The 22,208-nt window shown below is 59.1% G+C and carries 19 protein-coding genes; 10 read left to right on the plus strand and 9 right to left on the minus strand.

Annotated elements, in window-relative coordinates:
* Window positions 1–142: 142 nt before the first annotated feature.
* From BH712_RS20820 to BH712_RS20830, 3 genes are all read right to left on the minus strand, one after another.
* Window positions 143–1,108 carry a TerC family protein gene (locus BH712_RS20820; RefSeq protein WP_006812066.1) on the minus strand — a complete coding sequence of 322 codons (966 nt, stop codon included), beginning with the start codon at window positions 1,106–1,108 and terminating at the stop codon, window positions 143–145.
* 252 nt (window positions 1,109–1,360) lie between these two features.
* On the minus strand, window positions 1,361–2,359 hold the full coding sequence (locus BH712_RS20825) for a Gfo/Idh/MocA family protein (RefSeq protein WP_006812065.1): 999 nt from the start codon (window positions 2,357–2,359) through the stop codon (window positions 1,361–1,363).
* Between the two features lie 70 nt (window positions 2,360–2,429).
* A complete protein-coding gene (locus BH712_RS20830; protein ID WP_006812064.1) occupies window positions 2,430–2,933 on the minus strand; it encodes a M48 metallopeptidase family protein in 504 nt (167 codons plus the stop codon).
* An 83-nt stretch (window positions 2,934–3,016) separates the two neighbouring features.
* On the opposite strand from BH712_RS20830, the gene rlmG reads away from it, so the two are divergent.
* Window positions 3,017–4,153: a 23S rRNA (guanine(1835)-N(2))-methyltransferase RlmG gene (gene rlmG / locus BH712_RS20835; protein ID WP_006812063.1), complete on the plus strand. Its 1,137-nt coding sequence runs from the start codon at window positions 3,017–3,019 to the stop codon at window positions 4,151–4,153.
* A gap of 82 nt (window positions 4,154–4,235) precedes the next feature.
* On the opposite strand, the gene BH712_RS20840 is transcribed toward rlmG, so the two are convergent.
* The 3 genes from BH712_RS20840 to lsrR form a co-directional block, all read right to left on the minus strand.
* A complete protein-coding gene (locus tag BH712_RS20840) occupies window positions 4,236–6,257 on the minus strand; it encodes an NADPH-dependent 2,4-dienoyl-CoA reductase (protein ID WP_006812062.1) in 2,022 nt (673 codons plus the stop codon).
* 169 nt (window positions 6,258–6,426) lie between these two features.
* Window positions 6,427–8,058 (minus strand): autoinducer-2 kinase, encoded by a 1,632-nt coding sequence (gene lsrK, locus BH712_RS20845; protein WP_045284213.1) that lies wholly within the window; start codon window positions 8,056–8,058, stop codon window positions 6,427–6,429.
* Between the two features lie 32 nt (window positions 8,059–8,090).
* The gene (gene lsrR / locus BH712_RS20850) at window positions 8,091–9,062 is read right to left on the minus strand and encodes a transcriptional regulator LsrR (RefSeq protein ID WP_006812060.1); all 972 of its coding nucleotides are present in this window, start codon (window positions 9,060–9,062) and stop codon (window positions 8,091–8,093) included.
* A 215-nt stretch (window positions 9,063–9,277) separates the two neighbouring features.
* Between lsrR and lsrA the strand changes: the two genes are divergently transcribed.
* The 6 genes from lsrA to lsrG are packed head-to-tail and all read left to right on the plus strand — an operon-like array spanning window position 9,278 to window position 14,963.
* Window positions 9,278–10,765: an autoinducer 2 ABC transporter ATP-binding protein LsrA gene (gene lsrA / locus BH712_RS20855; protein ID WP_032674062.1), complete on the plus strand. Its 1,488-nt coding sequence runs from the start codon at window positions 9,278–9,280 to the stop codon at window positions 10,763–10,765.
* Window positions 10,762–11,793: an autoinducer 2 ABC transporter permease LsrC gene (gene lsrC / locus BH712_RS20860; RefSeq protein WP_006812058.1), complete on the plus strand. Its 1,032-nt coding sequence runs from the start codon at window positions 10,762–10,764 to the stop codon at window positions 11,791–11,793. The genes lsrA and lsrC overlap by 4 nt, the downstream gene beginning before the upstream one ends.
* Window positions 11,794–12,771, plus strand: a complete 978-nt coding sequence (gene lsrD, locus BH712_RS20865; RefSeq protein WP_006812057.1) for an autoinducer 2 ABC transporter permease LsrD — start codon at window positions 11,794–11,796, stop codon at window positions 12,769–12,771.
* A gap of 1 nt (window position 12,772) precedes the next feature.
* On the plus strand, window positions 12,773–13,774 hold the full coding sequence (gene lsrB, locus BH712_RS20870; protein ID WP_006812056.1) for an autoinducer 2 ABC transporter substrate-binding protein LsrB: 1,002 nt from the start codon (window positions 12,773–12,775) through the stop codon (window positions 13,772–13,774).
* An 11-nt stretch (window positions 13,775–13,785) separates the two neighbouring features.
* Window positions 13,786–14,673: a 3-hydroxy-5-phosphonooxypentane-2,4-dione thiolase gene (lsrF, locus tag BH712_RS20875; protein WP_006812055.1), complete on the plus strand. Its 888-nt coding sequence runs from the start codon at window positions 13,786–13,788 to the stop codon at window positions 14,671–14,673.
* Entirely contained in the window at window positions 14,670–14,963 is a 294-nt protein-coding gene (gene lsrG / locus BH712_RS20880) for a (4S)-4-hydroxy-5-phosphonooxypentane-2,3-dione isomerase (protein WP_006812054.1), read from the plus strand. Before lsrF ends, lsrG begins: the two co-directional genes overlap by 4 nt.
* An 85-nt stretch (window positions 14,964–15,048) precedes the next feature.
* Here the strand turns inward: lsrG and BH712_RS20885 are convergent, their stop codons facing one another.
* A complete protein-coding gene (locus tag BH712_RS20885) occupies window positions 15,049–15,738 on the minus strand; it encodes a B3/B4 domain-containing protein (protein WP_006812053.1) in 690 nt (229 codons plus the stop codon).
* Window positions 15,739–15,780: 42 nt separating this feature from the next.
* Here BH712_RS20885 and BH712_RS20890 point away from each other — a divergent pair, with 42 nt between their 5' ends.
* Window positions 15,781–16,383, plus strand: coding sequence for a helix-turn-helix transcriptional regulator (locus tag BH712_RS20890; RefSeq protein ID WP_006812052.1), 603 nt, complete (start codon window positions 15,781–15,783; stop codon window positions 16,381–16,383).
* A gap of 69 nt (window positions 16,384–16,452) precedes the next feature.
* On the opposite strand, the gene ygjG is transcribed toward BH712_RS20890, so the two are convergent.
* Entirely contained in the window at window positions 16,453–17,832 is a 1,380-nt protein-coding gene (ygjG, locus tag BH712_RS20895) for a putrescine aminotransferase (protein WP_032674061.1), read from the minus strand.
* A 422-nt stretch (window positions 17,833–18,254) separates the two neighbouring features.
* Here ygjG and BH712_RS20905 point away from each other — a divergent pair, with 422 nt between their 5' ends.
* Together BH712_RS20905 and BH712_RS20910 are read left to right on the plus strand one after the other, a co-directional pair.
* On the plus strand, window positions 18,255–19,775 hold the full coding sequence (locus BH712_RS20905; RefSeq protein WP_032674060.1) for a methyl-accepting chemotaxis protein: 1,521 nt from the start codon (window positions 18,255–18,257) through the stop codon (window positions 19,773–19,775).
* Window positions 19,776–20,014: 239 nt separating this feature from the next.
* On the plus strand, window positions 20,015–21,574 hold the full coding sequence (locus BH712_RS20910; RefSeq protein ID WP_006812048.1) for a methyl-accepting chemotaxis protein: 1,560 nt from the start codon (window positions 20,015–20,017) through the stop codon (window positions 21,572–21,574).
* Here the strand turns inward: BH712_RS20910 and BH712_RS20915 are convergent.
* Window positions 21,571–22,065 (minus strand): PadR family transcriptional regulator, encoded by a 495-nt coding sequence (locus tag BH712_RS20915; protein ID WP_006812047.1) that lies wholly within the window; start codon window positions 22,063–22,065, stop codon window positions 21,571–21,573. The genes BH712_RS20910 and BH712_RS20915 overlap by 4 nt on opposite strands.
* Window positions 22,066–22,208: the final 143 nt, after the last annotated feature.

Consider the following 22,208-nt stretch of genomic DNA (forward strand, 5'->3'; position numbering starts at 1 on the left):
AGTATTTGTTTGCCTGGTTGAGTATCAGGGAAAGCAGCGAAAGGCGGAAGAGTAAAATGCTGGATTTTACGTGTTGCGTCATGTTTTTTAACTATTGCTTAACGAAAGTGCCGGGTAGCGCAGCGCCACCCGGCAAAACGCACTAAACCTGCTGCTTTTTATCGTGCTGGCGGTTAACCCAGGTATTGATAATCAGCGTTACCAGCAGAATGCCAAACACCACGCCGAGCGAAATGGCGATCGGAATATGGTAGAAATCAACAATCAGCATCTTGATACCGATGAACACCAGAATCACCGACAGACCGTACTTCAGCATTGAGAAGCGCTCTGCCGCACCCGCCAGCAGGAAGTACATCGCACGCAGGCCCAGGATGGCGAACAGGTTTGAGGTCAGCACGATGAACGGGTCGGTGGTGACGGCGAAGATAGCCGGGATACTGTCCACCGCGAAAATCACGTCGCTCAGTTCAACAAGGATCAGCACCAGCAGCAGCGGGGTGGCGAACAGGAGACCGTTCTTACGCACGAAGAAATGCTCGCTCTCGATCTTGTCCGTCATGCGCAGATGACCCCGGATCCACTTCACCAGTGGCTTATCACCGATACCGGTATCGTCTTCTTTCGCCAGCGCCATTTTGACCCCGGTGAACAGCAGGAACGCACCAAACACGTACAGCAGCCATTCAAACTGAGTAATCAGCCAGCTGCCGGCGAAGATCATGATGGTACGCAGGACAATGGCACCCAGCACGCCATACACCAGTACGCGGCGTTGCAGAGCCGCAGGCACGGCGAAATAGCTAAACAGCATCAGCCAGACGAAGACGTTATCAACCGCCAGCGCTTTTTCAATCAGATAGCCGGTGAGGAAGGCGAGTGCCTGAGGATCGGCCACCGCGCGGCCTTCGGTTGAGGCCAGATACCACCAGAAGGCGGCGCAGAAAAGGAGTGAGAGGCTAACCCATACCAGCGACCAGACGGCGGCTTGCTTGACGCTCATGCCGTGCTCGCCGCGACGACCCTGCAAAAAGAGGTCGATTGCCAGCATGATGAGCACGACAACCGCGAATCCGCCCCACAGCATTGGAGTGCCGACAGAATGCATACTATTTTCCTTACACATAAAAAAACAAAAACGGCTATGGTCAGAAGACGATAGCCGTTAGCTTTTTATGCATAGACCTCGCCTTCCGGCAAGGTCTCACTTACAACCACGAGGGTTGCCCGGCGACCGGATGCGGTTTTGCACGCATCGTAATGACGATCCACCGGCGAAGAAGTTACTCCCCTTTGCAGGTAACAAATTATGTCAGACCATCGGTTTCGTCAATGGTCTGCACGGTTTCATTACACAGCTTTACGCGACGGCTTCCACATTCACGCCGTCTGCGGGGAACACCACGCCAGTCTGTCGGCGGATCTCCGTTTGCAGCTTCGCGGTGGTGCGGCTGATCGCAAGCCCGGGGTGGTTCACTTCGTTGTCTTCTACCAGGCGGGCGAAGACCTCTGCCTCATAGAGCATAGTGTTAATATGCTGAGGCTGCGTCAGCTCCTGCGCTTTGCCGCCGCGCGGGACGATGCTTAGCTTCTGGCATTCGGAGATTTTTTCGATCACCAGCGAGCCGTCTTCGCCCTGAATTTCGCTTGGCAGTACGGAGTCACTGACCTTCGAGTGCTGCAACGTCACGCTGAAATCACCGTAGTCCAGCACCACAACGCCGTGTGCATCCACGCCGCTCTCCAGCAGGCTGGCGGTGGCCGTTACGCCGTGCGGTTCACCCCACAGGGCGACCGCAGAGGCCAGGCAGTAAAAACCGATATCCATAATCGAGCCATTCGAGAAGGCCGGGTTAAAGGTATTCGGGTTTTCGCCGTCCAGGTAGCGCTGGTAGCGCGAGGAATACTGGCAGTAGTTGATAAAGGCTTTACGCACTTTGCCAATTTTTGGCAGTGACTGCTGCAACAGCAGGAAGTTCGGCAGGCTGGCGGTTTTGAACGCTTCAAACAGCACCACCTGGTTTTCGCGGGCAAGCGCAATGGCGGATTCCACTTCCTCAATGTTGGAGGCCAGCGGCTTCTCGCAGATCACATGCTTCTTGTGGCTGAGGAACAGCTTCGTTTGCGGGAAGTGCAGAGAATTCGGGCTGGCGATATAGACCGCGTCAATGGCGTCGCTTTGCGCCATCTCATCGAGCGAGGTGAACAGATGTTCAACCAGGTAGTCATTCGCAAAACTCTGCGCCTGCTCAAGGCTGCGGGAATAGACTGCGGTGAGCTTATATTTGCCGGTTTCGTGGGCGGCGTCGACGAACTGGCGCGTGATCCAGTTCGTACCGATGACTGCGAAACGTATCATAAACGTTTACGTACTCCGTAGCAGGGAACCTAATGCCACTGTAGCACGTCATCATGACATTTCGCGTGCGCTACTGCGCATTACTCTTTAACGATAAATGCGTCAGCCACAAACGGGTATCAAACTCCAGCTGGTGGTACTGCGGCTCCATATGGCAGCACAGGGAGTAGAACGCTTTGTCGTGCTCTTTCTCTTTCAGGTGGGCCAGCTCATGGACCACGATCATCCGCAGAAAGGCTTCCGGCGCGTTGCGAAAGACGGTCGCGACGCGGATTTCGGCCTTCGCCTTCAGCTTGCCGCCCTGCACGCGGGAGATGGCGGTGTGCAGGCCGAGCGCATTTTTCAGCACGTGGATCTTGTTGTCGTACATCACCTTATTGATCGGCGGCGCGCTCTTCAGATACCGGTTTTTCAGATCCTGCGTATACTGCCAGAGCGCCTTATCGGTGGTGACATCGTGCGTGTCGGGGTAGCGTTTTTCCAGCACCGCGCCGAGCTTTCCCCCGGCAATCAGGTCACGCACCTGGGAAAGTAATTGCTCCGGGTAGCCCTGGAGATAAGTCAGCTGGTTCATCAAAACCCCAAAATAGTGTGAAAACGGGTATACTCACGCACCCTTTTCAGGGATACGCCAAATTTTACCATTCAGGAGGGCCGATGAGCCACTTAGACAACGGTTTCCGTTCACTCAACCTTAAACGTTTCCCGGAAACGGACGACGTTAACCCGCTTCAGGCGTGGGAAGCGGCGGATGAATATCTGCTGCAACAGCTGGATGAGACTGAAATCAGCGGGCCGGTTCTGATCCTGAATGACGCCTTTGGCGCGCTGGGCTGCGCGCTGGCGGAACATGCGCCTTACAGTATCGGTGATTCTTACTTAAGCGAGCTGGCGACGCGTGAAAACCTGCGCCATAACGACATCGACGAGTCCAGCGTGAAGTTCCTCGACAGCACCGCGGACTACCCGCAGGCGCCGGGGGTGGTGCTGATCAAAGTGCCCAAAACCATGGCGCTGCTGGAGCAGCAATTGCGCGCGCTGCGTAAGGTCGTGACGCCGGATACCCGCATCATCGCGGGGGCCAAAGCGCGCGATATTCACACCTCGACGCTGGAGCTGTTCGAGAAGGTCCTCGGCCCGACCACCACGACGCTGGCCTGGAAAAAAGCGCGCCTGATCAACTGCACCTTCAGCGCACCGGCGCTGGCCGACGCGCCAGAGACTCTGAGCTGGAAACTGGAAGGCACCGACTGGACCATCCACAACCACGCGAACGTCTTCTCCCGCACCGGTCTGGATATCGGGGCGCGTTTCTTTATGGAACATCTGCCGGAAAATCTGGAAGGTGAGATTGTCGATCTCGGCTGCGGTAACGGCGTGATTGGCCTGACGCTGCTGGCGAAGAACCCGGAAGCCAGCGTGGTGTTCAGCGACGAGTCACCGATGGCGGTGGCCTCCAGCCGTCTGAACGTGGAAACCAATATGCCGGACGCGCTGGATCGCTGCGAGTTTATGATCAACAACGCACTGTCCGGCGTAGAGCCTTTCCGCTTCAACGCCGTGTTCTGTAACCCGCCGTTCCACCAGAAGCACGCCCTGACGGATAACGTCGCGTGGGAGATGTTCCACCACGCGCGCCGCTGCCTGAAAATCAACGGCGAGCTGTACATCGTGGCGAACCGCCACCTGGACTACTTCCATAAGCTGAAGAAGATTTTCGGCAACTGCGTCACCATTGCGACGAACAACAAGTTTGTGGTGCTGAAATCGGTGAAGCTGGGGCGTCGTCGGTAAGATTGTTTTGCCTGGCGGCGCTGCGCTTGCACAGGCCTACGGTTTAGTAGGCCCGGTAAGCGCAGCGCCACCGGGCAATGATCTAGATCTCCAGAGCTAATTTCGTCCCCTGCGCAATGGCCCGCCGCGCATCCAGCTCCATCGCCACATCGCACCCGCCAATTAAATGCACCGTTTTACCGGCCTCGCGCAGCGGATCGGCCAGATCGCGCTTCGGCTCCTGCCCGGCGCACAAAATCACATGATCCACATTCAGCAGCTGCGGCTCGCCGCCGATCAGCACGTGCAGACCCTCGTCGTCGATCTTCTGATAGCTCACCGCCGGGATCATCTTCACCCCGCGCGAGAGCAGGGTGGCGCGGTGGATCCAGCCCGTGGTTTTGCCCAGCCCTTCACCCGGCTTGCTGGCTTTACGCTGGAGCATCACGATCTGACGCGGGCTTTTCGGCAGCTGTGGCCCTTCCGGGCGTAAACCGCCGGACTGACTGAGACTGGTATCAATGCCCCATTCCACGCAGAACTCAGCGATGTTCTGGCTGGTGGCCTCACCCGGCTGGCTTAAATACATTGCGGTATCAAAACCGATCCCGCCGCAGCCGATAATCGCCACCTTCTCGCCAACGGGTGCTTTGTCACGCAGCACATCGAGATAGCTCAATACCTTCGGATGATCGATACCCTCGATCGCCGGGGTACGCGGGGCGATCCCACTTGCCAGGATCACCTCGTCGAAACCTACCAGATCCGTCGCGCTGACAAACTGGTTGAGCCGCAGATCGACGCCCGTCAGCTCGATCATCCGGCGGTAGTAGCGCAGCGTTTCGTAGAACTCCTCTTTGCCGGGGATCTGTCTGGCGATAGTAAACTGCCCGCCGATTTCCGCCAGCGCATCAAACAGCGTCACGCTGTGCCCGCGCGAGGCGGCATTCACCGCAAACGCCAGCCCGGCGGGGCCAGCGCCCACCACGGCCAGGCGTTTTTTATTCACCGCCGGAACGACCGGCATTTTGGTTTCATGGCAGGCGCGTGGGTTAACGAGACAGGAGGTGACCTTGCCGACGAAGATCTGATCCAGACACGCCTGGTTACAGCCGATGCAGGTGTTGATCTCATCCGCACGACCGCTTTGCGCTTTGGAGAGCAGTTCGGCATCTGCAAGGAACGGACGCGCCATCGACACCATATCGGCGTCGCCGCGCGAAATCACATCATCCGCCACCTGCGGGTCATTGATCCGGTTGGTGGTGACCAGCGGGACAGACACTTTGCCTTTCAGCTTCCGCGTCACCCAGCTGAAGGCCGCGCGCGGCACCGGGGTGGCGATGGTCGGGATGCGCGCCTCGTGCCAGCCGATGCCGGTGTTGATAATGGTGGCGCCAGCGGCTTCAATGGCCTTCGCCAGCTGCACGGTTTCGTCGAACGTGCCGCCGCCCTCCACCAGGTCGAGCATCGACAGGCGGAAGATGATAATAAAGTCCGCGCCCGCGCGTTCGCGCACCGCGCGCACCACCTCCACGGCAAAGCGCATGCGGCGGGCGTAGTCGCCGCCCCATTCGTCGTCGCGCTGGTTGGTGCGGGCGGCGAGGAATTCGTTGATCAGATAGCCTTCAGAGCCCATCACCTCAACGCCGTCGTAGCCCGCTTCACGCGCCAGCGCGGCGCAGCGGGCAAAATCGTCGATCAGCGCCAGGATCTCGTCGTGGGTGAGGGCATGGGGCGTAAAGCGGTTAATCGGTGCCTGAAGGGCCGACGGCGCGACCAGGTTCGGCTGATAGCTGTAGCGCCCGGTATGCAGAATTTGCAGGGCGATCTTGCCGCCCTCGTTGTGAACCGCGTCGGTGACGATACGGTGGTGCGGCAGCTGTGACGCATCGTTCAGGACCGCGCCACCCTCCATCGTCACGCCCGTGGGCGCGGGCGCTACACCGCCGGTCACAATCAGCGCCACCCCGTGGCGTGCGCGTTCGGCATAGAAGGCCGCCAGACGTTCAGCCCCGTCCGGACGCTCCTCCAGCCCGGTGTGCATCGAGCCCATCAACACGCGGTTTTTAAGGGTGGTGAACCCGAGATCGAGAGGGGCGAATAACGACGGGTAGCGGCTCATAGTCTCTTCCAGTGTAAAATTATTGTTATGTGGTCGGATGAGTTACTAATTTAGCCAGCGGCAGCGGAAAGGTAAAAGCGGGATCGAATGATTGTGATAGATCTCAAAGAACTTCGCCCCTCACCCTAACCCTCTCCCCGGAGGGGAGAGGGGACTGGCCGGTGCGGTCTTAACGTATTGGCTCGATCTGGTTTTCTCCCTCGCCCCTTTGGGGAGAGGGCCGGGGTGAGGGGGAGCGCGCTAACCCCGGCGCCTGCCACATCGACGTCGTCAGCCCGCTGTCCACCAGCCCGAGCTGGTCGGCGTACACCGCCTGCCACTTCTGCATCATGCCGTCGTACAGCTCGCGGTGCTCCGGGTTTGGCGTGAACTCGCGGCTCCACTTCACCAGCCGCTCGCCCGTCGAGGCCATATCCGCGAACAGCCCCGCGCCCGTTCCGGCGGCAATGGCGCAGCCGAGCGCCGTTGCCTCTTTCACTTCCGGTACGCGCACCGGCAGCCCGGTGACGTCGCTTAAAATCTGGCTCCACAGGGCGCCTTTCGCGCCGCCGCCCGCAAACACCAGGCTCTCAAACGTCACGCCGGAGAAGCGCGAAATCTGCGCCAGGTTGCAGGCCGAGACGATTGCCGCGTTCTCTTCAAGCGCGCGGAACAGCGTCGCTTTGTTGCACTTTTCCGGATCGATGGAGAGGTTAATAAACGACGGCGCGGCGTGGTACCACTGCTTAAAATGCATCGCGTCAGAGAAAATCGGCATCACGCCGTGGGAGCCAGCGGGCACGCGGCCCGCCATCTCTTCCAGAAGGGAGTAGGTGTCCATTCCCATTCGTTCGGCAATCAGCTTCTCTTCGGCGCAGAAGGCGTCGCGGAACCAGCGCATGGTCAGCCCGGTAAAGAAGCTGATCGACTCCGCCTGCGCCATGCCGGGGATCACGTGCGGGTTTACGCGGATGTTCATCTCAGGGTCGGTGCGCACCTGCGGCAGGTTGACCACCTGCTGCCAGAAGGTGCCGCCCAGCACCGCCGTTTGTCCGGCGCGGACCACGCCCAGCCCCAGACAGCCCAGCTGCACGTCGCCGCCGCCCATCACCACCGGCATACCCTCGCGCAGGCCGCTTTGCTGCGCGGCCTCTTTCGTTACGGCGCCCAGCACGGTGCCGGTCTCTTTCACCGGGGAGAGAATATCGGCGCGCAAACCGGCCATGTCGAGCAGCGCCGGACGCCAGTCGCGGGAGAAGAGATCCAGCATGCCGGTCGTGCCCGCGTTCGACGGGTCAACCGCCAGCTCGCCGGAGAGCTTCGCCGCCAGCCAGTCGCTGATCATGGTGATGGTGGCGGCTTTACGATAAATATCCGGGCGATGATGCGCCAGCCACAAGAGGCGCGGCATGGCGCTCAGCGCCAGCGTCTGCCCGGAGACGTCATACACTTCGGATTCAAAACGGTAATCGTGGATCTCTTTGAGTTCGGCCACCTCGCGGCTGGCGCGGGCGTCGACGTTAGCGCAGGCCCAGATAGCCTCGCCGTTGCGGTCGTACAGCACGATCCCTTCGCGCATCGAGCAGCAGGCGACGGACTGAATGTCCGCCGCGCTCAGGCGTGCGCGTTCCAGCGCCTGATGAATACACTGGCAGGCCAGCCGCCAGTTAGTGTCGAGGTCGAACTCCATCGACCCCGGTACGTTCTCCACGCTCAGGTGTTTCCACTCGGCCTGGCCAACGGCAATCTGGTTGCCCTGTAAATCGAAAATCACGGCGCGAACGCTGCCTGTCCCTGCATCTAACGCTAAAAGGTAACTCATGAGCTTGCCTCGTGTCAGGCGCAGGGCTGCTCTTATCCGGCCAGAGCCAGCACCGCGCGGGCTGTCGTCTCTTCCGTCACCAGGCCATTGATACGGCGACCTTTCAGTGCGGCATAAATCGCATCGGCTTTCTCTTCTCCTCCGGCCACGCCTACGATGGTGGGCAGTTGCGCCAGTTCATCGAGCGTGACGCCCAGTAATTCTTTGTGGATCTCCAGCTCCTCGACGCATTCCCCTTCGGCATTGAGGAAAAAGCCGAGGATATCGCCCACCGCGCCTTTACGGGCGTACATCAGCTGTTCACCTTCGCTGATATAGCCGGAACGCAGTATCGTCGCGTCACGGCGCTGATTTACCGAACCAATCCCGACCACCGCCACGTCAGCGGCGGTGGCGGCGAGGATCACGTCCCGCACGCTGGTTTCGCGTTTTAAGATCCCGGCCACTTCAGCGGATGAAACGCGAAGCGGGGCGGGGATCATGCTGACGCTACAGGCTGCATCCAGCTGGCCGATACCGGTCATATACGGCCCGACGCCGCCGGAGAGCGTCACCAGGCGGATCTGCTGCGAGCTGATAAAGCCGCTTAAGTGTTGCAGGCTGCTCATGGTGGTTTCACCGAAGCCCACCGCTAACAGCTGGCCGGGTTGCAGTACGCCCATCAGCGACTGCGCCGCGCCAATGCCTAACCGCACGTTCATCGGCGGCGTATTCAGGGCGGGCATCACCCGCACCAGCTTCAGGCCAAAGCGCTGCTGTAGCTCGGTTTCCAGCGCCAGACAGCCCTCATAGCGGGAGTTGATCTGCACGCGGATCACCCCTGACTGGCGGCCCTTCTCCAGCAGGCGGGAGATCTTCAGACGCGGCAGCCCGAGCCGTTCACCGATGTCGTTCTGGGTCAGCCCGTCGTGGTAGTAGCACCAGGCCACGCGCGCCACCAGCTCCTCTTCCGCCAGAGCCAGCCCGGCAAACCGTCCTTCTTCCGCAGTGCGTTTATCGCTCATAATTGAACTCTTATAAAAATTTAGATCATATGTTCGTGATGGCGCGACGTGAAAATGTGAGCCACGCGGCAAAACGGATCTTTTCGATCGTTTCTGGTTTATCTGAATATCAATCGATAAAACTGTGATCCCTGCACGGTTGTAAATATAGTTCACCGTCTACGCTTTTGAACATTATTAAATCTAAAAATCATTTGTTCAATAGCGGAGCGATGATGACCCCAATTCTCGACGCGCGGAATATCAGCAAGCAGTTCTCAGGCGTGCCGGTTTTAAAAGGCATTGATTTCACGCTGCTTGCGGGGCAGGTGCACGCGCTGATGGGCGGTAACGGCGCGGGAAAATCGACGCTGATGAAGATCATCGCCGGGGTGGAAACCCCGGACAGCGGTGAACTTTCGGTTGCCGGTGAGTCTTTTGCACGGCTTACCCCCGCGCAGGCGCACAGGTTAGGCATTTATCTGGTGCCGCAGGAGCCGCTGCTTTTCCCCAACCTGACGGTGCGGGAAAACATCCTGTTTCGTCTGCCGCGCGAGCGCGATCGGGAAAAACGCCTGACGGAGAAACTCCGGCAGCTGCAATGCCAGCTTAACCTTGACGCCACTGCCAGCACCCTGGAGGTGGCGGATCAGCAAATGGTGGAGATCCTGCGTGGGCTGATGCGCAACGCCAGAATTTTGATCCTCGATGAACCCACGGCCTCTCTTACACCGGGCGAAACCGAACGCCTGTTTCGCCAGATCCGCGCCTTGCAGGATCTCGGCGTCGGGATTGTTTTTATCTCGCACAAGCTGCCGGAGATTCGACAACTGGCGAGCCACGTCTCGGTGATGCGCGACGGCGCGGTGGTACTCAGCGGCGAAACCGCGCAGTTTGACGATAACGCCCTGATCGCCGCCATGACCCCGGTCAGCCGGGAGACCTCCCTCAGCGATACGCAAAAGCTGTGGCTGGCGCTGCCGGGCAACCGCCGCACCCAGGCGCAGGACTTTCCCGTGCTGCGCGTGGAAGCGCTCACCGGGGAGGGCTTTATCGATCTCAGCCTGGAGATCTACGCCGGGGAGATCGTCGGTCTGGCCGGGCTGGTGGGGTCCGGGCGTACCGAGTTTGCCGAAACGCTCTACGGCCTGCGTCCGGTACGCGGCGGACGGGTGTGGCTGGAGAGTCAGGAGATCACCGCCGATCCGGTCAGTTCACGTCTGGAAAAAGGGCTGGTCTATCTGCCAGAAGACAGGCAGGTGTCCGGCCTGTTTCTCGACGCGCCGATCCGCTGGAACACCGTGGCGCTGAACGAGCCGTCGCTCTGGCAGCAGCGCAAGCGGGAGTCTGCGGTGGTCGAGCGCTATCACCGGGCGCTGGGGATCAAGCTCAACCATGCGGATCAAACCGTGCGCACGCTCTCCGGCGGCAATCAGCAGAAGGTACTGCTGGCCCGCTGTCTGGAGGCCAACCCGCTGTTGCTGATCGTCGATGAGCCGACGCGCGGCGTGGATGTGTCGGCGCGCGCCGATATTTATCAACTGCTGAAAAGCGTGGCGGCGCAGAACGTGGCGGTATTGATGATCTCAAGCGATCTTGATGAGTTTCCCGGCCTCGCGGACCGCGTGCTGGTGATGCATCAGGGCGTACTCAGCGGCGAACTGCCGCGCCACGCCGTCAGCCTTGACCGGATGATGGCGCTGGCGTTTGGAGGGCAATCATGAAGATCTTACTGAAAAACCGCGAGTTGAGCGCGTTTCTGGCGATCCTCGCCCTGTTCGCCGTGCTGGTGGCGCTGAACCCGTCCTACTTCAGCCTGCAAACGCTGGGGATGATTTTCGCCAGCGCGCAGATCCTGATTTTGCTGGCAACCGGCGCGGCGCTGGTGATGCTGACCCGCAATATCGACGTCTCAGTTGGCTCCATCGTCGGGCTGTCTGCCATCGCCGTCGGCGTGGCGCTCAATAGTGGCTACAGCCTGCCCGTTTCAATCCTCTTCGCGCTGTCGACTGGTGCGCTGGCCGGAGCGTTCAACGGGGTTCTGGTGGTGGGCCTGCGCATTCCGGCGATTGTCGCCACCCTCGGCACGCTGGGGCTGTACCGCGGGGCGATGCTGCTCTGGACCGGCGGAAAGTGGATTGAGGGGCTGCCGCCGGGGCTGAAATCCCTCTCTGAGCCAGCCGCCGTCGGCATTTCGCCGCTCGGCATGCTGGTGTTGATTATCGCGGCCACAGGCGCGTGGACGCTGTCGCGCACCGCCTTTGGGCGTGATTTCTACGCGGTGGGAGATAACCTCGCCGCCGCGCGGCAGCTGGGCGTGGCGGTGAACCGCACCCGTATGCTCGCTTTTACCCTCAACGGCATGCTGGCGGCCTGCGCCGGGATTGTCTTTGCCGCGCAGATTGGCTTTGTGCCCAACCAGACCGGCAGCGGGCTGGAGATGAAGGCCATCGCCGCCTGCGTGCTCGGCGGCATTTCGCTGCTGGGCGGCACGGGTACGCTGGTCGGCGCCTTCCTCGGCGCGTTTTTCCTCACCCAAATCGATACCGTGCTGGTGCTGTTCAGGCTGCCAGCGTGGTGGAACGACTTTATCGCCGGGTTGGTGCTGCTGGGCGTGCTGGTGCTCGACGGACGTCTGCGTCAGGCGCTCTCAAAACATCAGCGAGCGCTGAAATACAGCCGCTTCCAGCCGGGTAACAAAGGGGGAAAGCACGTTACCCCATTTCCAGAATGCAAAAAAGAGGTGGCGTAAATGAGGCTTAACTGGGAAAGCGCGCTGCTCATTTTACTGGTGCTGGAGATCCTGCTCTTTGGTGCCCTCAACCCGCGCATGCTCGACATCAACATGCTGCTGTTCAGCACCAGCGACTTCATCTGCATCGGCATTGTGGCGCTGCCGCTCACGCTTGTGATTATCAGCGGCGGGATCGATATCTCCCTCGGCTCGACCATCGGCCTGTGCGCCATCGCGCTGGGGGTGATGATGCAGGCCGGGTGGCCGATGGCAGTTGCTATTCCGCTGACGCTGCTGCTGGGACTGCTGTGCGGGCTGCTGAATGCGGCGCTGATCCACTACACCGGCATTAGCCCGTTAGTGATCACCCTCGGTACGCTCTACCTCTACGGCGGCGGGGCGCTGCTGCTCTCCGGCATGGCGGGGGCGACGGGCTACGAGGGCATCGGCGGCTTCCCGGACAGCTTTACGGCCTTCGCTAACCTCACGGTGGTGGGTCTGCCGATCCCATTGGTTTTGTTTGCGGTGATTACCGCTTTCTTCTGGCTGATTACCCATCGCGGGCGCTTTGGTCGTCATCTGTTTTTAATTGGGCAAAACCCGCGCGCGGCGCGCTATGCGGCGCTGTCGGTGAACGGCATGCCCTACGCGCTGTACGGCCTGGTGGGCGTGGCCTCGGCGATTGCCGCGCTGGTGATGGTCTCTTATTTCGGTTCCGCGCGCTCGGATCTGGGGCGCGATTTGCTGATGCCCGCGCTTACCGCCGCCGTGCTTGGCGGCGCCAATATCTACGGCGGGTCAGGTTCGGTTGTCGGTACGGCGCTGGCGGCGCTGCTGGTGGGCTACCTGCAACAGGGGTTACAGATGGTCGGCATCCCCAACCAGGTGTCGAGCGCGCTGTCAGGGGCGCTGCTGGTTGTGGTGGTGATGGGACGTTCGTTGAGTCTGCACCGCGAATGGGTGCGATCTCTCTTCAGAAAACTATCCGGAGCGTAAGATGAAAACAAAACTGCTCGTTCTGGCAATGGCCCTCAGCTTCGCTTCGGCGCAGGCGGCGGATCGCATTGCCTTTATCCCGAAGCTGGTGGGCGTGGGCTTCTTCACCAGCGGCGGCAACGGCGCGAAAGAGGCGGGGAAAGATCTTGGCGTGGACGTCACCTACGACGGCCCGACCGAGCCGAGCGTCTCCGGCCAGGTGCAGCTCATCAATAACTTCGTCAATCAGGGCTATAACGCCATCATCGTTTCCGCCGTGTCGCCGGACGGCCTCTGCCCGGCGCTGAAGCGCGCGATGCAGCGCGGCGTCAAGGTTCTGACCTGGGATTCCGACACCAAACCGGAGTGCCGCAGCATCTACATCAACCAGGGGACGCCGGAACAGCTGGGTGGCCTGCTGGTGGAGATGGCGGGCAAGCAGGTCACCAAACCGAATGCCAAAGTGGCGTTCTTCTACTCCAGCCCGACCGTCACCGACCAGAACCAGTGGGTGAAAGAGGCGAAGGCCAAAATCGAGAAAGAACACCCCCAGTGGCAGATCGTCACTACCCAGTTTGGCTATAACGACGCCACCAAATCCCTGCAAACCGCCGAGGGGATCTTAAAGGCGTATCCTGATCTGGATGCGATTATCGCCCCGGATGCCAACGCGCTGCCTGCGGCGGCGCAGGCGGCGGAGAATCTGAAGCGGGAAGGGGTGGCGATTGTCGGCTTCAGCACGCCGAACGTGATGCGTCCGTATGTTGAGCGCGGCACGGTGAAAGCCTTCGGCCTGTGGGATGTCGTACAACAGGGCAAAATTGCGGTCAATGTCGCCGATCGTCTGCTGAAAAAAGGCGATCTTAACGTCGGCGACAGCGTGGACGTAAAAGAGATTGGCGCGCTGAAGGTCGAGCCGAACAGCGTGCAGGGCTACCAGTATGAGGCGAAGGGCAACGGCATCGTCCTGCTGCCGGAGCGCGTGGTGTTCACCAAAGAGAACATCAATAAATACGATTTCTGACGGGGGAGCAAATGGCTGATTTAGACGACATCAAAGACGGCAAGGATTTTGGCATCGGCACGCCGCAGCAGAATGTGCCGTACACCCTGAAGGGCTGCGGCTCGCTGGACTGGGGCATGCAGTCCAGGCTTGCGCGCATCTTCAACCCGCAGAGCAACCGCACGGTGATGCTGGCCTTTGACCACGGCTACTTTCAGGGGCCGACCACCGGCCTGGAGCGTATCGACCTCTCCATCGCGCCGCTGTTTGGCGAAACCGACGTGCTGATGTGCACCCGCGGTATTCTCAGGAGCCAGGTGCCCGCCGCGACGAACAAACCGGTGGTGCTGCGCGCCTCCGGCGGTAACTCGATTCTGGGCGAGCTGTCGAACGAGTGCGTGGCGGTGGCGATGGAGGACGCCCTGCGCCTGAACGTCTGCGCGGTGGCGGCGCAGGTGTACATTGGCAGCGAGTTTGAGCATCAGTCGATCAACAACATCATCAAGCTGGTGGACGCGGGCGCGCGCTACGGCATGCCGACGCTGGCGGTGACGGGCGTGGGTAAAGAGATGGCGCGTGACGCGCGTTATTTCTCGCTTGCCAGCCGCATCGCCGCCGAAATGGGGGCGCAGTTCGTCAAAACCTACTACGTGGACGAGGGCTTTGAAAAAGTGACCGCCAGTTGCCCGGTGCCGATTGTCATCGCCGGGGGCAAAAAGCTGCCGGAGCATGAGGCGCTGGAGATGTGCTGGCGCGCGATCGACCAGGGGGCATCGGGCGTGGACATGGGGCGCAATATCTTCCAGTCCAGCGCGCCGCTCGCCATGCTGAAGGCGGTGAAGAAAGTGGTACACGAGAACATGAGCGCCCGGGAGGCGTTCCAGTTCTGGCAGGAAGAGAAACAGGGAGAAGCAAAATGAACGTGACGTTAGTGGAGATCAACATCAAGCCCGAGCGGGTGGATGAGTTTCTGGAGGTATTTCGCGCCAACCATGAGGGGGCGATCAGGGAGCCGGGAAACCTGCGCTTTGACGTGTTGCAGGACCCCAGGGTGAAAACCCGGTTCTTTATTTATGAGGCCTACAAAGACGAAGAGGCGGTGCTGGCGCACAAGCAAACCCCGCACTATCTGGCCTGCGTGGATAAGCTGGAGGAGCTGATGTCAGAGCCGCGCAAAAAACGCTGTTTTGTGGGGCTGTTGCCGGAGTAGCGGCTTTGCCCGGTGGCGCTGCGCTTACCGGGCCTACATATGCAGTATTTGTAGGCCGGGTAAGCGAAGCGCCACCCGGCGTTGTTCACGCCAGCTCCAGCAACTGAACACGCGCCGTCGCGCCCGGCATCAGCTTTTGCAGATTGCTCACCAGCTCATCGCCAGCTTCCTGTAATGCTGCCAGCGGCATCGACGGCAGGCTTTCGAGAATAAACCACATGGACTGCGCCTGGCTGTCCAGACGCGTGCGTATCCCCTGTCGCCAGTTCCAGCGGCGGCAGGTGACGCCGAGATCGTCACGCCAGATAACTTCGGCAGGCTCCGGATTTTCGACGACCGGCTCACCCTCTTTGAAGGTATCAAACGGCTCGCTGCCGTCGGCCAGCGTCAGGCGCGGCACACCCGAGTAAGCCGCCAGATTTTCTCCCCCCACCGGAATAGCGTAGCGGATGCTGATGGCATTATAGATATCCACCACCGGGTCGAGCGGCGGCAGCGAACCGTCTCTCATCACGCGCTTGCGCAGGGCCGAGGCCGAGCAGGGCGTGCGTTTGGGTTTTGCACCAAAGGCTTTAAACACCTCATCCCAGGCGGCGAGGTGATTTTCTGCCCAGGGCACATCATCATTGAGCATCTGCTGGCAGGCCTGCGCCAGCGCGGCGGGCGCAACCTCCGGTTGGGTAATCGGGGCGGCTTCCACCTGAATGCTCAACGCCCGAAAGCCGGGCGCGATCCCGACAAGACGCGAATCTATTGACGGTGTTACAAGAGACATAAATAATCCTGTATTGACTGTTTTATACCATGGTAGTGACCAATGACTGATAAAGTCAATATAATGACCGAAGCGGGCGCCGATGTTGCCCAGGTAAGCCTGGCCGTGGCGAACCGTATCCGCAGCTGGCGGAAAGAGAAAAAGCTGTCGCTGGACGAGCTTTCCCGCCGCGCCAGCGTCAGCAAAGGCATGCTGGTGGAGATCGAAAAAGGGGCTGCCAACCCCAGCATTGCCATTTTGTGCAAACTGGCCGCCGCGCTTGGCGTCTCGGTGGCAGATATCGTTAACGTCTCCAGCGAGCCGCAGGTACACATTATTCAGGAAGAGGCGATCCCGGTTCTGTGGCAGGGCGCACAGGGCGGTTACGCCAGACTGCTGGCAGGCACCGCAGGCCCGGACATGATTGAGCTGTGGCAGTGGGAGATGCATCCGGGAGAGACGTTCACCTCTCCGGGGCATCCGGCGGGAACGTTTGAACTGCTGCACGTGAACGAAGGCGTATTAACCCTGACGGTGGACGAGACGGTGGCACAGGTTAATGCTGGCGCGTCGGCGGTGGCGAAAACGGAAGCGGCGCACGGCTATGCCAATAAAGGCGATACCGTGCTTCGCTTCACTATGACGGTGGCGGAGTTTCACCGATAAAAAGCAGCCCGGCGGCGTGCATATGCAGTATGTTGTAGGCCGGGTAAGCGTAGCGCCACCCGGCGTTTTTTACGCCTCTTCCACACTCACCCGCAGCGCCGCCAGCGCCTTACGCGCCGCCTTCAGCACCTGCTCACACTGCTCAATGGTGAGCGTCAACGGTGGCTCAATGCGGATGGTTTTCGAGTTGTTGAGCGTTCCCGCCACCAGTACCCGCTGGCGGAACATCTCGCTTGCGAAGCTATAGCCGGTTTCGTTATCAACGAACTCAATCGCCATCAGCATCCCTTTCCCGCGCGCATCCTGTACCAGATCCGGGTACTCACGCCCCAACTGGCGGAAGCCGTCCAGCAGCATGTCGCCTTTCTGCTCCGCCTGCGCAGGCAGGTTTTGCTCCAGCAGCACGTTGATGGTCGCCAGCGCGGCCGCGCAGGCCAGCGGGTTACCGCCGAAGGTGGTGGTGTGCAGGAACGGGTTGTCGAACAGCACCGAGAATACCTCTTCCGTTGCCACCGTCGCGCCAATCGGCATCACGCCCCCGCCGAGTGCTTTCGCCAGGCACAGAATGTCCGGCTGAACGTTCTCGTGTTCGCAGGCGAACATCTTGCCGGTGCGTCCCATTCCGGTCTGCACTTCGTCGAAGATCAGCAGCGCGCCAAATTCATCGCACAGCTGACGCACGGCGGGCAGATAGCCCTGCGGCGGCAGGATGACGCCGCCTTCGCCCTGAATCGGCTCCAGGATCACCGCCGCCACGTCGTCGCCGGTTTTACGGCATTCGCTGAGCACGGTGCGCATGGCGTTGATGTCGCCGAACGGCACATGGCGGAAGCCCGGCAGCAGCGGCATAAACGGTTTACGGAAGGTGGATTTGGCGGTCGCCGACAGTGCGCCCAGGGATTTCCCGTGGAACGCGCCGCTGGTGGCGACAAAGGTGAATTTCCCGCGCGGCGACTGGTACGCTTTGGCGAGCTTGAGCGCCGCCTCGACAGATTCGGTGCCGCTGTTGCTGAAGAAGCTGTATTTCAGCTTGCCGGGCGTGAGCGCCGCCAGCGTTTTCGCGAGCATGGCGCGAAGCGGGTCGAGCAGCTCCTGGCTATGGAGAGGTTGTTTCGCAAGTTGATTCTGTACGGCGGAAACCACAACTGGATTACGGTGCCCCACGTTGAAAATACCAAAACCACCCAGGCAATCGATAAACTCCTGTCCCTGGGTGTCGACAAGCGTATTCAGACTTCCCGCTTGCCACTCTACGGCTCCGTAATCCCCGCCGGCGGTAACAGATTTGCGATACTCCAGAAAACCAGGATTCACATGCTCTTTAAAGTAATCAATGACCTCTCGGTTAAGTTGTTTCATCTCCTCATGATCAAGTGTTCGCTTCTCGATGAGATTCAGTGCGTGCGCGGTACAGGCAAGAGCCGAGGCGCTGGAAGGTAACCTGTTCAAAATATGCTCCCGGGGATCGCGTATCACATGATACTGAGTTAAGTATTGCAGGGATTACGCCACCTCAGATGCCTTAACAAAAATCGGGATAAACGCCAGGTGAAATCAAAGTTGCGCAATATTTAATCATGCCATTGCGCGCCGCGCGGGATAAGGGATAACGAGCCGGGGATGGGGTTTCGTCAATTGCACTGGCGTAGGGCAGAGCGTGCAACTTAAGTGTGCATCGGGGGATCATGCTTTGTGGGTAGTTTCGGCGCGAAAGTATTTTAAATCAATTAATTAGAAAAGCGTACGAAAAGTGCGGTTTAACCGAGATTTGCGATCTCAATCATATTTAACAACTAAAGATAAATTTTTTATCGCCGAAAAAACATAAGCCACAAAATTAACATTCAAATAACCTGCAAGGGATGCTCACTATGTCCTCTCCTGACTACGTCACCCAGAATGAATATCCGCTGGACGATGACACCACGCTTATGTCGACCACCGACCTCCACAGCTACATGACCCACACCAATGACACCTTTGTGCAAGTGAGCGGCTTTTCGCTCCAGGAGCTGCTCGGGCAGCCGCACAACATTGTGCGCCACCCGGATATGCCGAAAGCGGCGTTTGCCGACATGTGGTACACGCTGCAAAAAGGCGAGCCCTGGAGCGGGATTGTCAAAAACCGGCGTAAAAATGGCGATCACTACTGGGTACGCGCGAATGCGGTACCGATGGTGCGTAATGGTCAGATGACGGGCTATATGTCCATTCGTACCCGCGCCACACGGGACGAGATAGCCGCGGTGGAGCCGCTATATCAGGCGCTCAACGAAGGACGCTGCAAAAAACGGATCCATAAAGGGCTGGTGGTGCGCAAGGGCTGGCTCGGCAAATTACCGGCGATGCCGCTGCGCTGGCGCGTACGTAGCGTGATGGCGGGACTGTTTGCGGTGATGGCCGCAACGCTGGTTGCCAGTGCTGCGGGCTGGGCTTCGCTGGTGGCGGCTGCCGTGGTCATGCTGCTCGGCACCCTGGTGTTTGAACAGCAGATTGTTCGCCCGGTGGAAAACGTCGCACGGCAGGCGCTCAGGGTCGCTACCGGCGAGCGTAACAGCGTTCAGCATCTTAACCGTAGCGATGAACTGGGGCTGACGCTGCGGGCCGTCGGCCAGCTGGGGCTGATGTGCCGCTGGCTTATCAACGACGTTTCCAGCCAGGTGGTAAGCGTGCGTGACGGCAGCGACAGGCTGGCGCAGGGCAATGAAGATCTCAACGACCGCACGCGCCAGACCGTGGCTAACGTGCAGCAGACCGTGGCGACAATGAACCAGATGGCGGCGTCGGTGCAGAGTAATTCTGAGACCGCAGCCGAAGTCGACAAGCTCTCGATGGCTGCCAGCAGCGCGGCCACGCAGGGAGGCACCGTGATGCAGACCGTGGTGAAAACCATGGATGACATTGCCGACAGTACCCAGCGCATTGGCTCTATTACCTCGCTTATCAATGACATCGCTTTCCAGACCAATATTCTGGCGCTGAACGCCGCAGTTGAGGCGGCACGCGCGGGCGAGCAGGGGAAAGGCTTTGCGGTGGTGGCGGGGGAAGTGCGTCATCTTGCCAGCCGCAGCGCGAATGCGGCGAACGATATTCGCAAGCTGATCGACGCCAGCGCCAGCAAAGTGCAGTCGGGCGCCGATCAGGTCCACGCCGCGGGGCGTACCATGGATGATATTGTCGAGCAGGTGAAAAACGTCACGCAGCTTATCGCGCAGATCAGCCACTCCACCTCCGAGCAGGCGACAGGCTTGACAGAGCTAACCCGTGCTGTGGCTGAGCTGGACAGCATTACGCAGAAAAATGCTGACCTGGTGGAAGAGAGCTCGCAGATTTCCGCGATGGTTAAGCACCGGGCCGGACGTCTTGAAGATGCGGTTACCGTGCTTCATTAAGAAATGCATGCTTTGATAAAGCCGTTTATTCCCCCGGGGTAAACGGCTTTTTTGTTTTTCAGAATACGTTATGTTGTTAATGAAATATTAATTAACTAAAAAAAATGACCGGTTTTTAATTCCTGCGCCCCGGCTTCATTGCGAGTGATAAATAAAAAAACGATCAAAGTCATAAAGTTAGCGAGTTTGCTACCGATAACAGCGATCGTCTGAGAAATAATCACATCGATGGGGTAAATATGTTCATACATGACGTAAAGATCGGCACGAAATTATTTCTGGCGTTTGGATTATTTATTGTCCTGATGGTCGTCAGCGCAAGTTTGTCTCTGATGAGCCTGAATCGGGCCAACAATGGAATGCAAACCATCCTTACCAGCGACTATCCAACCACGGTAAAAGCGAACCAGTTAATCGACAACTTCCAGGAATTTATCAGCACACAGCAGCTCATGCTGCTGGACGAACAGGGGACGTACACGGCGCAATCAGAGCAGCGTATGAAGGCGATCAGCGAGCGCATCACCGCCATCCTGAGCGAGCTGGACAACGATCTCAAGGATAAAAAATCCCAACAGGTGCTGGCGGATATCCACGGCGTACGCCAGCAGTATCTTGACTCGCGCTACCGCATTTTGCAGGCCGTGCAGAATAACGATCGTGCGGGCGCGGTAAACGAGATGATGACCAACACCCTGAATCTGCAACAGTCCTACAAAGCGAAAGTGCAGGCGTTGATTGCGATCCAGGATCAGGAAATGCAGCATGCGGGCGCGCAGGTGGAAGGTGATTTCCGCACCAATCGTCTCCTGTTGATCCTGATTACGCTTTTCAGCGTCGCGGCAGCCAGCGTGATTGGCTGGTTCATTGTGCGATCCATTACCCGCCCGCTGAACGACGCGGTGAATTTTGCACAAGCCATTGCCGAGGGCGATCTCACCGGCAGCATTACCTCGCACGGTAAAGATGAAACCGGACTGCTACTCACCGCACTGATGGAGATGAAAACGCGTCTGCTGGAGATTGTGCAGCAGGTGCAAACCGGATCGGAAAACATCTCCAGCGCCGCCGCGCAGATTGTCGCGGGCAACCAGGATCTGGCTGCGCGCACGGAGGAGCAGGCCAGTTCCGTTGAACAGACGGCCGCGTCGATGGAGCAGATCACCGCCACGGTGAAGAACACCGCGTCGCACACCGGAGAGGCGACGAACCTGTCTGCCGATGCGGCTGCCGTGGTGAAAAACAACGGTGAGATGATGAAGCAGGTCACCAGCAAAATGCGCCTGATTAACGAAACATCGAACAGGATGTCCGACATTATCGACTTGATCGACGCCATTGCCTTCCAGACAAACATACTGGCGCTCAACGCGGCGGTCGAAGCGGCGCGCGCGGGTGAGCATGGTCGCGGCTTTGCGGTGGTGGCGGGGGAAGTGCGCCAGCTTGCGCAGAAAAGTGCAACATCCGCGAGTGAAATCCGTCAGCTGATCGAAAGTTCCACAAGCCAGACGCAGGACGGCATGAACCTTGTGGAGAAAGCCAGCGGGCTTATCAACGGGATGGTCGGTAACGTGGAGGAGATGGACGTAATCCTGCGTGAAATTCGCCAGGCCAGCCACGAGCAGACGGAAGGCATCTCGCAGATCAACAGCGCCATTGGCCTGATAGACGCCACCACCCAGCAGAACTCCGCGCTGGTGGAGGAGTCCGTTGCGGCGGCGGCATCCCTTAACGAACAGGCGATGCATCTGAAAGAGCTGGTCCGCGTGTTCCGCGTGAGCAACAGCGTGCTGGCTTAATCCAGCTGGGAGATCTCCAGCGCCGCACGGTCAATCACGCCGATAATCTGTTTGAGCTGCGCGTCGCTGAGTTCCCCCTGGTTTACCTTCAGGTCCAGAACCGCTTTGAAATTATCCAGCGCCCGCTTCATCTGCGGGTTTTTGCGTAGCTGAAAACCGACAGAACGCGCTTTGATTCGCGTCTGGATCTGTTCCAGCTGTTCCCGATTGTCATCCAGCCATTGCTGTCCTGCGGCGTTAATCGCAATCCGCTTACGGCCATTCTCTTCCTCGGTAATGGTGATAAACGTCTGATCCTGTAAATAATCCAGCGTCGGGTAGATCACGCCAGGGCTTGGCGTGTAATGTCCCTGCGTCAGGTTCTCGATCTCTTTTATCAATTCGTAACCATGGCTCGCGTTACGGGTCAGGATATCCAGGATCACCAGCCGCAGATCGCCATGGCCAAAAAATCGTGGCCGACGTCCGCCGCCCTCGTGTTCGTGTCGCATGTTTTTTCCTCAATTTGATATATCTAAACTATATCTAAGATATATTCAGATGCAATCTAAAAAATCTTGCTTTCTGAGTTAATAGCAATCATTATCATTAAAAAATCATTCCGATATATCGTATTCACCTGAGAAGGGCATCA

This window comes from Enterobacter hormaechei ATCC 49162 (assembly GCF_001875655.1).
GTDB classification, from domain to species: domain Bacteria; phylum Pseudomonadota; class Gammaproteobacteria; order Enterobacterales; family Enterobacteriaceae; genus Enterobacter; species Enterobacter hormaechei.